This window comes from Streptomyces sp. HUAS MG56, assembly GCF_058673395.1.
Window position 1 is genome coordinate 3,717,596 of record NZ_CM178722.1, and the last position, 14,843, is coordinate 3,732,438.

10 protein-coding genes are annotated in these 14,843 nt (G+C 71.3%); 7 read left to right on the forward strand and 3 right to left on the reverse strand.

Going from position 1 to position 14,843, the window contains the following annotated elements; genetic code table 11:
• The first annotated feature begins 27 nt into the window (after positions 1 to 27).
• From AC4OXY_RS17690 to AC4OXY_RS17700, 3 genes are all read left to right on the forward strand, one after another.
• Positions 28 to 1,302, forward strand: a complete 1,275-nt coding sequence (locus AC4OXY_RS17690) for a sensor histidine kinase (RefSeq protein WP_356020752.1) — start codon at positions 28 to 30, stop codon at positions 1,300 to 1,302.
• Entirely contained in the window at positions 1,287 to 1,940 is a 654-nt protein-coding gene (locus tag AC4OXY_RS17695) for a LuxR C-terminal-related transcriptional regulator (RefSeq protein ID WP_356020749.1), read from the forward strand. The genes AC4OXY_RS17690 and AC4OXY_RS17695 overlap by 16 nt, the downstream gene beginning before the upstream one ends.
• Before the next feature lie 160 nt (positions 1,941 to 2,100).
• Positions 2,101 to 3,615, forward strand: coding sequence for a DUF1996 domain-containing protein (locus tag AC4OXY_RS17700; protein WP_491994190.1), 1,515 nt, complete (start codon positions 2,101 to 2,103; stop codon positions 3,613 to 3,615).
• Between the two features lie 108 nt (positions 3,616 to 3,723).
• Here the strand turns inward: AC4OXY_RS17700 and AC4OXY_RS17705 are convergent, their stop codons facing one another.
• Complete coding sequence (locus AC4OXY_RS17705; RefSeq protein ID WP_491994613.1) at positions 3,724 to 4,149, reverse strand: hypothetical protein; 426 nt, start codon at positions 4,147 to 4,149, stop codon at positions 3,724 to 3,726.
• Positions 4,150 to 4,280: 131 nt separating this feature from the next.
• Between AC4OXY_RS17705 and AC4OXY_RS17710 the strand changes: the two genes are divergently transcribed.
• The 4 genes from AC4OXY_RS17710 (at position 4,281) to AC4OXY_RS17725 (ending at position 8,935) form a co-directional block, all read left to right on the forward strand.
• Positions 4,281 to 6,203: a hypothetical protein gene (locus AC4OXY_RS17710; protein ID WP_491994191.1), complete on the forward strand. Its 1,923-nt coding sequence runs from the start codon at positions 4,281 to 4,283 to the stop codon at positions 6,201 to 6,203.
• A 78-nt stretch (positions 6,204 to 6,281) separates the two neighbouring features.
• A complete protein-coding gene (locus AC4OXY_RS17715; RefSeq protein WP_356020743.1) occupies positions 6,282 to 7,160 on the forward strand; it encodes a metal-dependent hydrolase in 879 nt (292 codons plus the stop codon).
• Positions 7,160 to 8,182 carry a PDR/VanB family oxidoreductase gene (locus AC4OXY_RS17720; protein WP_376284948.1) on the forward strand — a complete coding sequence of 341 codons (1,023 nt, stop codon included), beginning with the start codon at positions 7,160 to 7,162 and terminating at the stop codon, positions 8,180 to 8,182. The genes AC4OXY_RS17715 and AC4OXY_RS17720 overlap by 1 nt, the downstream gene beginning before the upstream one ends.
• A 36-nt stretch (positions 8,183 to 8,218) precedes the next feature.
• Positions 8,219 to 8,935 carry a TetR/AcrR family transcriptional regulator gene (locus AC4OXY_RS17725; RefSeq protein ID WP_356020740.1) on the forward strand — a complete coding sequence of 239 codons (717 nt, stop codon included), beginning with the start codon at positions 8,219 to 8,221 and terminating at the stop codon, positions 8,933 to 8,935.
• 10 nt (positions 8,936 to 8,945) lie between these two features.
• Here the strand turns inward: AC4OXY_RS17725 and AC4OXY_RS17730 are convergent, their stop codons facing one another.
• Both AC4OXY_RS17730 and pulA read right to left on the reverse strand, forming a co-directional pair.
• Entirely contained in the window at positions 8,946 to 9,308 is a 363-nt protein-coding gene (locus AC4OXY_RS17730) for a 5-carboxymethyl-2-hydroxymuconate Delta-isomerase (RefSeq protein ID WP_356020739.1), read from the reverse strand.
• A gap of 69 nt (positions 9,309 to 9,377) precedes the next feature.
• Positions 9,378 to 14,753, reverse strand: coding sequence for a pullulanase-type alpha-1,6-glucosidase (gene pulA, locus AC4OXY_RS17735; RefSeq protein WP_491994192.1), 5,376 nt, complete (start codon positions 14,751 to 14,753; stop codon positions 9,378 to 9,380).
• Positions 14,754 to 14,843 lie beyond the last annotated feature (90 nt).

The window sequence follows — 14,843 nt, forward strand, 5'->3', positions numbered from 1 at the left end:
GGCAGGGGTCTCGGCGACACTGGTGCCATGAACACCGACATCAGTCACGGCACGTTCCGGGAGCGGACACGCGGGGTCCTGCTGGCCGCCGTTCAGGGCCTGACGCTGGCCGTGACCGTGCTGCCCCTCGGTGTGGCGTTCCTCGTCCTGACGCTCCTCTCCGTCGCCTTCGTCCCGCTCGGCATCGGGCTGTTCACGACTCCCGTGGTCCTGACCGGGGTGCGCGCGCTGGCGGACGTGCACCGCAGGCTCGCGGAGCAGTGGTGCGGGATACTGGTCCCGGCCGTCTACCGGCCCGTCCCGGCCGGGACCCGGCCGTGGACCCGCACCTTCCGGCTGCTGGCCGACCCGCAGGTCCGGCGCGACGTGCTGTGGCTGCCGGTGCTCTTCACGGCGGGCTTCGTCACCGCGCTGCTGCCGGCCCTGCTGGTGTTCTACCCGGTCGAGGGGCTCCTGCTGCCGGCCGGGCTGTGGCGGGCGTACGTGCCGGCCGACGGGACCCCCTACTGGTACGCCTTCGTGCCGGTCACCGGCCTGACCAGCGCGTTCGGCGCGGCCGTACTCGCCGCCCTGCTCCTCGTCGCCGCCTACCGGTACACCCCGCGCACGCTGACGGCCCACTTCCGGCTGGCCCGGGCGGTGCTCGGCGGCGACGCCGAACTCGCCGAGCGGGTACGGGTGTTGACCGAGACGCGGCGGGACGCCGTGGACACCTCCGCCGCCGAGCTGCGCCGCATCGAGCGCGACCTGCACGACGGCGCCCAGGCCCGGCTGGTCGCCATGGGCATGGACCTCGGCACGATCGAGATGCTGGTGGAGCACGACCCGGCGCAGGCCAAGCAGTTGCTCGCGCAGGCCCGCAGGAACTCCGCCGAGGCCCTGGAGGAGCTGCGCGACCTGGTGCGCGGCATCCATCCGCCGGTCCTCGCCGAGCGCGGACTCGGCGACGCGGTACGGGCGCTGGCGCTGCGGCTGCCGCTGCCGGCCGAGGTGGCCGTGGAGCTGCCGGGCCGCGCGGACGCCCCGGTGGAGTCGGCGGCCTACTTCGCGGTGAGCGAGGTGCTCACCAACGCCGTCAAGCACTCCGGCGCCGACCGGATCTGGGCCGACCTGCACCACACCGACGGCCGGCTGCGGATCACGGTCACCGACAACGGCCGGGGCGGGGCGGCGATCGGCGCCGGTTCGGGGCTCGCCGGGGTCGAGCGCAGGCTCGGTACATTCGACGGCGTCCTGGCCGTCAGCAGCCCCGCCGGCGGCCCCACCATGGTGACCATGGAGATCCCGTGCGTGTTGTCCTAGCCGAAGACCTCTTCCTGCTGCGCGACGGGCTCGTCCGGATGCTGACGGCCTTCGGCTTCGAGATCGCGGCCGCCGTCGAGACCGGCCCCGAACTCACCCGCGCGCTGGCCGAGTCGGAGCCGGACATCGCCGTGGTCGACGTCCGGCTGCCGCCCACGCACACCGACGAGGGGCTCCAGTGCGCGCTCGCCGCCCGCAGGGCGCGGCCCGGGCTGCCGGTGCTGGTGCTCTCCCAGCACGTGGAGCAGCTGTACGCGCGTGAGCTGCTTGCGGACGGCACCGGCGGGATCGGCTATCTGCTGAAGGACCGGGTGTTCGACGCCGAGCAGTTCATCGACGCGGTACGCCGGGTCGCGGCCGGCGGTACGGCGATGGACCCGCAGGTGATCCAGCAGCTGCTGGCCCGCCGCTCCGCCGAGGACCGGCCGCTCGCCCGGCTCACCCCGCGCGAGCGGGAGGTGCTGGAGCTGATGGCGCAGGGCCGGTCGAACGCGGGCATCGCCGCCCAGCTCGTGGTGACGGAACGGGCCATCGCCAAACACACCTCCAACATCTTCGCCAAACTGGGACTTGAGGTGTCGGACGACGACAACCGGCGCGTGCTGGCGGTGCTCGCCCACCTCGACCAGGACCGCTGACGCGACCGGAGCCGACGTCTGCGACCTGCCAACTCACCTGTTTCTACGAGGAATTTGTGAGACCGGTGAACACCTCTGGGGCGGCGTCCGTACACAAGGGCGCCGCTTCACTCCTGTCGGGCGCCTCGATGCTGCCCCGCAAGGAAGTCAGAGGAGTTCCATGGGACGCAACATACGAAAACGCCGTACGCCGCTGGCCACCAAGGCCCTTGCCGGGGCGGCGGCCCTAGCGCTCGGTGGGGGCGGGCTGATCTGGGCGAACTTCTATGCCTCCGCGCATGAGTCGAACAACCAGACATGGGGAGGCAACCAGACGAAGGCCGCGACGGCGCAGGTCGCGACCATCTCCTGCCCGGACGTCGGCCAGAAGCTGACGAACGTGCCCTGGCGGGCCCGTCAGGGCGTGGCGACCGAGCTGGCCACCCTCGACAAGCAGATCACCGAGGCGTACAACCGGCTCGCCTCCACCCGGCAGGCGCAGACGAACGACCCGAGCTTCGTGCAGAACGCGATCGTCGGTCCGCTCAAGGACAAGCGCGCGGCGACGATCGACCGGATCCGGATCGACATCCAGCGGGTCGGCGGGCAGTTCAACACCGCGCTGTCCCAGCTCGCCGCCTGCACGACGCAGTCCGCCAACCAGACCGACGCCGGCGGCCAGAACAACGGCCAGACCGGCGGTCAGCAGAACAACGGCGGACAGCAGAACAACAACGGCGGCCAGCAGCAGGGCAACAACGGCGGGCAGGGCGGTGACGGCCCGGCCGCGGCGGACTTCGTGGACATCACGAAGGTGGCGCCCAACGTCCAGGGCAAGCCGGCCAAGCAGCAGAACGCCTCGACGGGCACGTTCATCACGCGCTGCGGCGTGAACGCGAACCAGAACCACAACAGCGACAACGTGATCGTCGCGCCCGGTGTGACCAACGGCGCCCACCACGTGCACGACTACGTGGGCAACCAGAAGGTCAACGCGTTCTCCAGCAACCAGACCTTCCTGCAGGGCGGCACCAGCTGCCAGAACCGCAACGACCTGTCGGCGTACTACTGGCCGGTCATCCGCGAGCAGGACGGCACGCAGGAGAAGGACGCGAACGCCGACGGCGGCGGCAAGGACCTCAACGTCGGCAAGATCCTGGTCGCCCAGCAGGCGCAGATCAAGTACGTCGGCTCGCCGGCGAGCAAGGTCGTCGCGATGCCGCAGTTCCTGCGGATCATCACCGGTGACGCCAAGGCCTTCGTCAACGGCCCGGCCAACGCCAACGCGCACTGGAGCTGCACCGGCTTCGAGAACAAGGTGCAGCTGACGGACAAGTACCCGATCTGTCCGCAGGGCAGCCAGGTGGTGCGCTCGTTCGCCTTCCAGAGCTGCTGGGACGGCCAGAACATCGACAGCGCCAACCACCGCACGCACGTGGCCTTCGCCGATCCCGCGAGCGGGGTCTGCCCGAACGGCTTCAAGGCGATCCCGCAGCTGACGATGCGCCTGGTCTACAACGTGCCGCAGCCGGTCATCCAGGCGAACGGCACGGTGAAGAACGCCTACGCGGTCGACGGCTTCCCGGAGGAGCTGCACAAGGCGATCACCGACCACGACGACTTCATCAGCGTCACGACCGGCGGTCTGGCCAACAAGATCGCCAACTGCCTCAACAGCGGCCGGAACTGCGCGTGATGCCGCACGTGAAACCCTGACACGGGCCACACGACGAGGCCGGTGACGGAGCCCCCCTCCCGTCACCGGCCTTTCCGTGTCCCCAGCGGTGCTCAGCGTGCTCAGCACTCAGCCGCCGTGCCCGGAGTGCGCGGAGGAGTGCGCGGAGGAGTGCGCGGAGTGGTTCGCGCCGACCTCCACGTCCCCGCCGAGCGTGCCGCGCAGCGCCGTGACGGTGTCATCGGCACCGACGGCGACCCACTTGCGGCCGACGAGGTAGAAACCGCCGTAGTCCTCGGCGGTGTTGATCCACTCGCGCTGGCCGCGGTCGGTGGAGAAGGTGGCGAGGATGAACTTCCCGTCGGTGTTCGTGCAGATGGCCTGCCGGATCGTGTCGGCGTCGGTCTGCATGTCCGGCTTGCACCTCACCTCGGCGGCCAGGCTCTCCAGGCTGCCGGTCGCGGTGGGCGGGACCGCCTTGGTCTCCCCGCCCGCGCCGCAGCCCGCCAGCGCCAGCACGGCGCTCGCACCCAGCAGCAGTCGTGTCACCCTCATCAGTTCCTCCGGTCCTCGCGGCCCCAGCATGGCTCGACTCCTTCGGATACGGACCCCGGCCGCCGTACGCTCAAATGCGATAATCACCCATCCGGTGGTGACCGACCGCCGCCCCGCTCGTTCTCCATGGCGTGCAGTCACAGGATGTAGCCCAGCGTCACGCAGCCTCCTCCGCCGGGGAATCCGGCCCGGTCGACGTCGAGCAGGCCGAGGCCGCGCTCGTCGAGCACTATCCACGGCTGGTCCGGATCGCCTATCTGGTGCTGCCGCCGAACCTCGGCCGCAGCCGCCGGGTGCTGACCGCGCACGCCCTCGTCCAGCGCGCCCTGCCCCGGGGCCGCAAGCAGCAGTCGGCCACGATCCCGGCCCAGACCTCGGGCCGGCCGGACGACCCCGGGTACGCGTTCCTGCGCGAGCGCGTCCTGCGTACGGCCCTGGAGGCGGCCGCCCCCCGCAAGGGCCTGCCCCGGCTCACCCAACTGCCGCCGCTGCTGCCCCAGGTCTGGGGCCTGAGGCTGTTCCCGCGCTCGGGCGGCGCCGACGAACTCGCCCTGGACCAGCGGCTGTCCGCCCTGTCCGGCCCGGCCCGCGCCGCCTATGTGCTGCGCGGCCTTGAGCAGCTCTCGGACGCCGACGTGCGCAGGCTGCTGTCCGCCGCCGGTGTCGAGGACCCGGGCGGCGCGCTGGCCTCGGCGAACGGCGTGCCCCTGCAGCCCGCGCTGCTCGCCTCGGCCGAGTTCGACGCGTGCTCGCTCCAGGCCCGGCCCACCGACCTGATGCGCCGCCGCCAGCACACCAAGGCCGTCCTCGCCGCGGCCGCCGCGCTCACGGTGTGCGGGGCACTGGTCACCCTGCCGGGCGACGGCTGGGGCCCGGACGGCGCCGCCGCGCCCGTCTACGCCGAGAACCCGGCCGCCCAGGCCGCCCTCGATCCGGCCCGGCTCACCCATGTCCCGCCCACCGCCTGGGAGACCTCCGCACGCAGCGACTTCTCCGTGTGGCCCGCGCGCGGCCCGCTCACCGGCGACCAGGGCCTGCTGCGCCGCGCCCTCGCCGTCTGGGCCCGCCCCGGCAGCGCGGTCCGCGTCTCGGCGACCCCCGGCACCCAGACCGGCGGCCCGGCCGGCCCGCCCCAGCTGCTGTACGCGGGCCAGGTCGACAACGCCCGGGTGGTGATCCTCTACGACGGCCTGCGCATCGTCCGCTACGCCGAGCCGGTGAGCGGCACCGAGGGCGCCGCCCTCGACCTCGCGCGCGCCGACGGCGCGACCGGCGCCGAGGCGAGCGCGCTGCTGCTCGGCCGCTCCGACGGCAACGTGCGGTACCTGACCGCGCCCTGGGTGAAGAAGGCGGCGGCGCGGAACCTGATGAAGCCGGCCGCGGCCGCGACCCCGCTGACCCTCACCGGCGGTGTCACCGCACCGCTGACCAGCCCGGCGCTCCAGCCCGGCCGCTGCACCTCGTGGACCGTGCTGCAGCTGACCGGCGCCCCGGGCACCGTGCTCTCCACCGACCTCGGCGAGCTGGTCCCGGCCCGGCTGACCGCGGGCCCGCCCGGTGCGCCCGAGGACGCGTCCGGTACCGCGGGGCTGCGCGCCTGGGCGCCGTTCGCCTGCTCGCTCGCGGCCGAGCGCTCGGCGGGCGTCCGGAGCGTGAACGCCTGGCAGTTCGCGGAGCAGCCACTGCCCGACGGCACCGGCGCCGCGGACTGGGTGTGCACCCGGGCCGAGACCTGGCGCGGCGACGGCACGGCGGCGCTGGCCCAGTTCCGCACGCCGGGCCGGCCGGTCGGCGCGGTGGTCGCCAAGGGCACGGACGTACGGGGCTGCGGGCCGCTCGATCCCCATGTGCTGGCCGGGGTGCTGTGGAAGTCCGCGGCCGGGCACTGGTTCCTGCTGGCGGCGGGCAGCAAGGACACCGCGACGATCAGTGCCGTGGGCGGGATCACCGCGTCCGGCCAGGGTCCGCTGCTCATGGCCCGGGCCACGCAGGGGGCGCAGGCCACGCTGAAGGGCACTCTGGCGAACGGCCGGGCGATCAGCGGACTGCACTGATCCCGGTTGCTGACACCGGCGTAAACAAGATGCGTCACGGGGGTTCTCAGCGGCCTTACCCATCAGTACATTGACGCCATGTCTAACACGCAGGCCCGGGTGCCGCTCAAGGCACGCAAAGTGTCCTTCTCCTGGGACGGCACGCCGTTGCACTGGGTGCCGGGCGATCCCTTCACCACGCACACCATCAACGTGCTGCATCTGCTGCTGCCCGCCGGTGAGCGGTGGTTCGTGCACGTGTACAAGCAGGTACTGCCGTACATCCGGGACGAGCGGCTCCGTGCGGACGTCATCGGGTTCATCGGCCAGGAGGCGATGCACTCCCAGGCGCACGACGAGGTGCTGCCGCACCTGCGCGAGCAGGGCCTCGACCCGACGCCGTACACCGCGCAGGTCGACTGGTTCTTCGAGAAGCTGCTCGGCGACCGCACACTGCCGCCGGGGCGGCCACGCAGGTGGTGGCTGATGGAACGGGTCGCGCTCATCGCGGCCATCGAGCACTACACCGCGTTCCTCGGCGACTGGGTGCTCAACGCCGGGGAACTGGACCGGCAGGGCGCCGATCCCACCATGCTGGACCTGCTCCGCTGGCACGGCGCGGAGGAGGTCGAACACCGTTCGGTGGCCTTCGAGTTGTTCATGCACGTCGACGGCAGCTACCGGCGGCGCGCACGGACCTGGGCGACGGCCTTCACGGCACTGGTGTTCCTATGGCAGCGCGGGACGCGGTTCTTCATGGAGAACGACCCGACCCTCGTCGACGGCAGGGCGTCCTTCAAGGAGTTCTACGTCCGCGGCCGGCGGGGCCTGCTCCCCTCGGCCGGGGACATGGTCCGGTCCATCCCCCGCTATCTGAGCCGTGACTACCACCCCTCGCAGGAGGGCGACACCGCACAGGCCGTCGCCTACCTCGCGTCCTCCCCGGCGGCCACGGCGGCGGAGAAGGGGGCCGCGTGATGCCGAAGCTGCGTACCGTCGCGCTCCTCGCGGGCGCCGTGCTGGTGACCCGGGGTGCCCTGCGCCGCCGGATCCAGGTCTCGCCGCTGTGGCCGCTGCCCGCCCTGGAGGAGCCCACCTCGGGCCGGCCGCGCTCGCGGGCGCTGCGGCTGCTGGTCGCCGCGCACGAGACGGTGGCGGACGGCGTCGTACAACTGCGGCTGGAGGGAACGGACCTGCCGCGCTGGGAGCCCGGCGCGCATCTCGACCTCGTGCTGCCCTCGGGGCTGGTCCGGCAGTACTCGCTGTGCGGCGACCCCGAGGACACCTCGTCGTACACCGTCGCGACCCGGCTCGTCGAGAACGGGCGGGGCGGTTCGCGCGAGGTGCACGAGCAGGTGACGGAGGGCATGGAGCTGGAGGTGCGGGGGCCGCGGAACCGCTTCCCGCTGGTCGAGGCGGAGTCGTACGTCTTCGTCGCCGGCGGGATCGGGATCACCCCGCTGCTGCCGATGCTGCGCTCGCTCCCGGACGGCACCCCCTGGCGGCTGCTGTACGCGGGGCGCGACCGTGCCTCGATGCCGTTCCTGGAGGAGGTCGAGAAGCTGGGCCGCGACCGGGTGACCGTGGTCGAGGGCGTGCCCGATCTCGACGCGCTGGAGGCCGATGAGGGGGCCGTCGTCTACTGCTGCGGTCCCGAGGGGCTCATGGCGGCGGTCGCGGAGCGTTTCCCGGACGTTCGTCTCGAACGGTTCGCGCCACGTACGTCGTCCGACGGGAACACGGAGTTCGAGGTCGAACTCCGGCGCAGCGGGCGCACGTTGACCGTCCCGGCCGACTCCACCGCGCTGGCCGCGATCCGCCGGGAGCTGCCGGACACCGCGTACTCCTGCGAGCAGGGATTCTGCGGGACCTGCCAACAGCGGGTGCTGGAAGGGGAGATCGACCACCGGGACGAGCTGCTGACGGACACGGAGCGTGCCGACTCGATGCTGATCTGTGTGTCGCGGGCCCGAAGCGGTCGGTTGGTGATCGACATGTGAACACCTGCGGCCGGATTCGATCGGTAAGGTGTTCGCATGAGTACCGGGGTTCGCCGCAGGATGGGCGTCGAGGAGCGGCGGCAGCAGCTGATCGGCGTCGCGCTCGACCTGTTCAGCCGACGCTCGCCCGACGAGGTCTCGATCGACGAGATAGCGACGGCCGCGGGCATCTCGCGGCCGCTCGTGTACCACTACTTCCCCGGCAAACTCAGCCTGTACGAGGCCGCGTTGAAGCGCGCCTCGGAGGAGCTCGCGGCCCGCTTCGCCGAGCCGCACGAGGGTCCGCTCGGCGCCCGGCTGCTGCGCGTGATGGGCCGCTACTTCGACTTCGTGGACGAACACGGACCCGGCTTCTCGGCGCTGATGCGCGGCGGCCCGGCCGTCTCCGCCGACGGGATCGGCACCAAGGACCACGTCTCCACGACCAACGCGCTCATCGACTCCGTGCGCCAGGCCGCCTACGAGCAGATCCTCGCGCACCTCGGCGTCACGGACGCCTCCCCGCGCCTGGAGCTCGTCGTCCGGTCCTGGATCTCGCTCGCCGAGTCGACGGCGCTGCTGTGGCTGGACGGCCGCCGCGTCCCGCGCGCCGAGCTGGAGCTCCAGCTCGTGCACGACTTCGCCGCGCTGGTCGCGGTCAGCGCGGCCTACGACGCGGACATGGCGACCCTGCTCAAGCAGATGGTGAAGGACGAGCCGGCCGACGGCACCTTCGCGGAGCTGGTCGGCCGGCTCATCACCCTCGCGCCCTGAGCGGCGGCCGCTACCGGTCGAACTTGCGGTAGGACGCGTCGAGTTCGCGGACCTCGACGGAGGCGTGCAGGGCGATACCCGCGTCCGCCACGTGCCCGCGGAGCAGTTCCAGGGCCGTCTCCGTGAGCCTCGCCTTCGTCTCGTCGCTGCGTCCGGCGAGGAGCCCGATCGTCACGTGCACGATCGCGTGCCCGCGCGCCCCGGGGTCCTCGTACCCGAACACCGTGTACGCGCTCGGCCGGAACTGCGTCTTGCAGGCCTCCGGCTTCGCCGCCGCGATCGTCACGGTCGCCTCGTGCAGCTCCCGGGCGAAGCCCTCACGGTCGAAGGCGTCCGCCAGGAGGTCCGAGTAGTCGATGGTGATCTGCGGCATGGGCGTTCCTGTTCTACGACGGTTTTCCACGACTGTTTTCTACGACCGTTCCGGGACGAGAGCCCGACCCTACTTCCCCGCCCGGGTGAACACCGCCACCGTCCGCGCCGGGACGGAGAACGTGCCCGACCCGGCCGCGTAGGCCGAGGTCTTCACCACCGCGTCCGCACCGGAGGCCTGCACCGGATGCAGCCGGTACGGCGTCCCGGCCAGGGCCGCGACGGTCTGCTCCTGCCGCTGCGGGGTGGCGTTGAAGACGACCACCAGGTCGCCGAGGCGCAGGGTGATCACCCCGGGCGTCTCGTCCGTGCCGGACAGCGGGAAGGAGAGCGCGTCCTGCACCTGCGCGGCCGTACCGAGGGAGAACGCCGGCTCGGTCGTGCGGATCCTCAGCAGGTCCCGGTAGGCGGCCGAGGCGCCGGTGATGTCCGGGCAGCCGACCCTGACCTGGCTCAGCAGCGGCTTGGCGTACGGCCACTTGGCCTGGTTGTCGGCCGCCATCGGCAGCCCGCGCCCGAAGCCGTTGCCGTCGGCGCAGTTCCAGTGGATGGCGTTGAACCAGTCGCCGCTGTCGAAGGAGTTGCGGTCCAGGGACTTCGAGCGCAGCAGGTCGGTGCCCGCCTGGGAGAGGGACGGGCCCTGCGAGAGGGCGGCGGTCGCCATCGCCAGGACCTGCATCCGGGCCCGGTCGGCGGCGCTCGTCCGCGCGGGCAGCTTGTAGGTCAGCGCGTCGAACAGCGACTCGTTGTCGTGCGCGTCGACGTAGGCGAGGGCGTCGCCGGGCGCGTCCGCGTAACCGGCGGGCGAGCCGTTGTAGTCGATCTCCGCTCCGGTGACCGCCTTGCCGTCGGTGTCCGTGAACCGGTACTTCGCGAGGTTGCCGCTGAGCCCGACCTTGATCAGGTCCTGGTAGTGCAGCAGCCGGGCCTTCTGCTCGGCCGGGGTGCCGTTGGCGGACGAGGAGTTGGGGTCGGTGTAGAGGCCGGAGGCGAAGCCCTGGACGCCGGGATCGGCGTCGAAGGGGCTGCCGCCGCGTACGGCGTCCCGGGCGCGGTCGGAGAAGGTGGCGATGCCGGTGCCGGCCATGTTCGCCTGCGTGGCCTGCACGAACCGGGCGTCGTTCGCGACCTCGCCGAAGTTCCAGCCCTCGCCGTACAGGATGATCTTCCTGCCGTCGACGCCGTCCTTGGCGGGGGTCAGCGCGTCGAGGGCCTTGCGGACGGCCAGGATGTTGGCCTTCGGGTGGTGGCCCATGAGGTCGAAGCGGAAGCCGTCGACCTTGTACTCCTTGGCCCAGGTGACGATCGAGTCCACGACCAGCTTGCCCATCATCGCGTTCTCGGGCGCGGTGTCGGAGCAGCAGGTGCTGTTGGCCACCGAGCCGTCGGCCAGGAGCCGCTGGTAGTAGCCGGGCACGACCTTGTCGAGCACGGAGGTGTCCACCTGGCCGCTCGCCGCGGTGTGGTTGTAGACGACGTCCATGACGACCCTGAGACCGTCCTGGTTGAGGGACTGGACCATCTGCCGGAACTGGACCGTGCGGGCGGTGCCGTCCGGGTCGGTGGCGTACGAGCCCTCGGGGACCGTGAAGTGGTACGGGTCGTAGCCCCAGTTGTAGGCGTCCTTCGCGGCGGTCTTCGCCACGCACGCCTGCTGCTGGTCGGAGTCGGCCGGGTAGGAGGCGAGGTCACAGGCCGGGCTCTGCTGGTCGGCCTTCGTCTCCGGGACGGAGGTGAAGTCGAAGGCGGGCAGCAGGTGCACGTACGACGTTCCGGCCTTCGCCAGCTCCCGCAGATGCCTCGACCCGTCGCTGTTCTTGTCGGTGAAGGCCAGATAGGTGCCCCGGTCCTTCGCCGGGACGGTCCTGTCGGCGACGGAGAAGTCCCGGACGTGCAGCTCCTGGATCTGCGCGTCCCTCATCGGCACGGCCCTGGGCTTGTGCAGGCCCGCCCAGCCGCTCGGGGCGAGGGACCTGTCGTTCAGGTCGACGACGAGGCTGCGCGCGGAGTTCGCGGTGAGCGCGACCGAGTACGGGTCGGTGACCTTGTTGACGACCAGCTTGCGGACGCTGGGCGCCCAGACCTTCACGACGTACCGGTAGGGCTTGCCCTTCCAGGAGGCGGGCCCGGTGACGGACCAGACGCCGGTCGTGTCGTCGCGGTGCATGGCCCTGACCGAGCCGTCCAGTTCCAGTGCGACGCTCTGTGCGGTCGGCGCCCAGACGGAGAGGGTGGGCCTGCCGTCGTGGAAGACCGGCCCGAGCGCGGCCTTGGTGGCACCCGGGTAGAGGTCGTCGAGCACGCCCGCGATCTGCACGCCGGTCGCGGCCAGGACGGCGCCGTTCGCGGCCCGCTGCGAGGCCACGAGCTGACCGGTCAGCGCCGTACGCACCCGATCCCGGTCACGCGGATCGACGGACCATGCCGTGTAGTCCTTCAGATACGGGAACTTCGCCTTCTGGGCGTCGGTGAGCGTGGTCTTCTCCAGCCGGATCCAGCGCTCGTCGTCGCTGGTCAGCGCCCCGTCCTTGACGGTGATCGAGCCGTCGTGGGAGGAGAGCAGCTGGGTGGAGGCGGCCCCGTCGGCGCCGTCCCAGGCGACCGTGTCCCGGTCGATCCAGACCGCCTTGGACGTGGTCAGGTCGAGCGCGGCCGCGCTGCCCGCCGACTGCGGGAGCAGGTACTTCTCCTGGCCGTTCAACAGCCACACCTCGTAGCCGTTCGCCTTGAGGTCGAGTGACTGGTCGGCGGCGAGGTCCTTCTCGTCGCCCTTGTGGATGATGTAGCTGAGGCTGGTGGCACCCGCGCCGAGCGGCACCTCGAAGACCGCGCCATAGGCATCAGTCTTGACCGGCTGGAGCGGTTTCGACCAGTCGGTGGGGTTCGCGGCACCCGTCCAGACGTGCAGGCCCCAGCCGTCGTAGTTCCCGTCGGCGCGGTGGTAGTGGAGGACGGCCTTGGCGGTGTCCTGTGCGGGATATCCGGCGGGCCGCTGGGTGAGGACGTCGGCCTTGCCCTGCTCGACCCAGACCTCACCGGTCCTGGTGACGTCGATGCTCCGGTCGGCGGAGACGTCCTTGTCGCCGTTCTTGTCGACGACCAGGAAGCCGACGTTCGAGGCGCCCGGCCTGACCTTGACGTAGGCGAAGGCGCCCCAGGCGTCCCGGCCGGTGAAGGGGTGCCCGGCCGGCCAGGTGGTGGACTCGCCGTCGGCGAGGTCGCCCCAGGCGTACAGGCCCCAGTTGCCGTAGTCGCCGTCGGCGCGCTTGTAGTGGACGATCACGTAGTCCCGCGAGGAGGCCGTGGGGACGGGCGTCACGGGCGGGGTGCCGCTGGTGCTGCTCGCCGTGGCGCTCGCGGTGTGCCCGGCCGAGTCGATCACGACGGCCTTGTAGCGCAGGGCGGTTCCGGCGGGTACGGCCTTGCCGAGGGTCTGGGTGACCTTGTACGGGGCGTGGTCGGCGGAGCCGAGCACCTGCCACGGGGCGTCTCCGACCTGGGCGGCGAAGACGACCCGGTCGAGCTGTCCCCCGTCGACGTCGGCCGCGAGGTCCACGGTCCCGGTGGCTCCGGCGGCCGGGGCGGTCAGGGTGACCGCCGGCTTGGCGGCGGGCCCGGCGAGATGGCCGGCGGCCCGGTAGACGACGGCGGACTCGGCCGGGACGGTGACGGTGAGTTCACGGTTCCCGCCGGTCCGCACCGAGCCGTCCACGCCGTAGATCCCCTGGTACGCCATGTCCGCCGACCCCGTCGCGAAGGTGGCCGTCTTCGCGCTGTCCGCGTTGTTGAGGGCGACGACGTACTCGGCGCCCGTCCTGGCGTCCGTCCGGGTGAAGGCGTAGATCCCGGCGCCGTCGGCCGCGTACCGCTCGGTCTGCACGCCGTCGGTGAGGGCCGGGTTGGCCTTGCGGAGCCTGGAGAGGGCGGCGATGTCGCGGTAGAGCGGGGCGCTCGTGTCGTAGGAGTCGCTCGCGTGGGTGCGGGTGGTGCCGATCTCGGGGTCTTTGAGGTAGTCGGCGACCTGGGAGGCGAACATGGTCTGGCGGGCGTCCTTGTCGCCGCCGGAGCCGGTGAAGCCCTGCTCGTCGCCGTAGTAGACGACCGGGTTGCCGCGGCTGAGGAACATCACCTCGTTGGCGAGCCTGTCCTTCTTCAGGATCTCGGCGTCGGTCGCCTTCGGGTTGTCCTGCTTCAGGAAGTGGCCGATGCGGCCCATGTCGTGGTTGCCGAGGAAGGTGACCTGCTCGTAGGCGTTGGCCTTGTCGGTCGTGTACTTCCAGTCGTCGCCGAGGACGCTCGCGAGCTTCTGGGCGCTGCCGCCCTGGGAGGCGTAGGCGCGGGCCGCGTCCTGGAAGGGGAAGTCGAGGGTGGCGTCGAGGCGGCCCTGGGTGACGTACGGCGAGGTCACCGAGGTGTCGCTGTCGTACGTCTCGCCGAACATGAAGAAGTTCTTCCGCCCGTGCGCGGCCGCGTACGTGTCCAGCGCGGTGGCCCACTGGGTCCAGAACTCCATGTTCACGTTCTTGACCGTGTCGATGCGGAAGCCGTCGACGGCGAAGTCCCTCACCCAGCGCTCGTAGATCTGCTCCATGCCGTGGACGACCTCGGGACGCTCGGTCCACAGGTCGTCGAGGCCGGAGAAGTCGCCGTAGGTCGCGGACTCGCCGGCGAAGGTCGAGTCGCCCCGGTTGTGGTACATCGTCGGGTCGTTGAGCCAGGCCGGGACCTTGCTGTCGCTCGTGACCCGCGGGGTGTACGGGAAGGAGGCGCCGGAGACGGCCGGGAACTTCCTGCTTCCGTCCGCGTAGGCGGCGTCGTCGAAGGGCTTCCCGTCCTTGGTCAGGTACGGGAAGGCGCCCTTGGAGAGGTAGTCGGAGGAGTTCTCCTTGTAGGTGACGACGTCGGCGGTGTGGTTGGTGATGACGTCGAAGAAGACCTTCATGCCCTTGGCGTGGGCCTTGGCGATGAGGGTCTTCAGGTCCTGGTTGGTGCCGAAGTGCGGGTCGACCTGGGTGAAGTCGGTGATCCAGTAGCCGTGGTATCCGGCGGAGGCGCCCGCCCCGGTGCCCTGGACCGGCTTGTTCTTGAAGATCGGGGCCATCCAGATGGCGGTGGTGCCGAGGCCCTTGATGTAGTCCAGCTTGCTGGTCAGGCCCTTGAGGTCGCCGCCCTGGTAGAAGCCCTTGTCGGTGGGGTCGTAGCCGGTGGCGAGGCGCGAGCCGGTGAGGCCGCCCCTGTCGTTGGCCTTGTCGCCGTTGGCGAAGCGGTCCGGCATGACGAAATAGAACTGCTCGCGGGTGTCGTCGTGCCGGGCGGGCTGGGCGGCGAGCGCCGCGTCCGACGGGGGTGCGGGCGGGGTGGCTGCGTGGGCCGCCAGTGGCTGGATCAGGGCGGCGGCGAGGGCTGCGGCGGTGACGGCCGCGGCCCGTCTCGCTCTGGGTATCACGCGTAACTCCTAGCGAATGCGGCTCTCTTGGGTCCGACCCCGCGCGACCGTATCCCCAACGAAAGCTTTACAGCAAGAGGCTTGAAACTC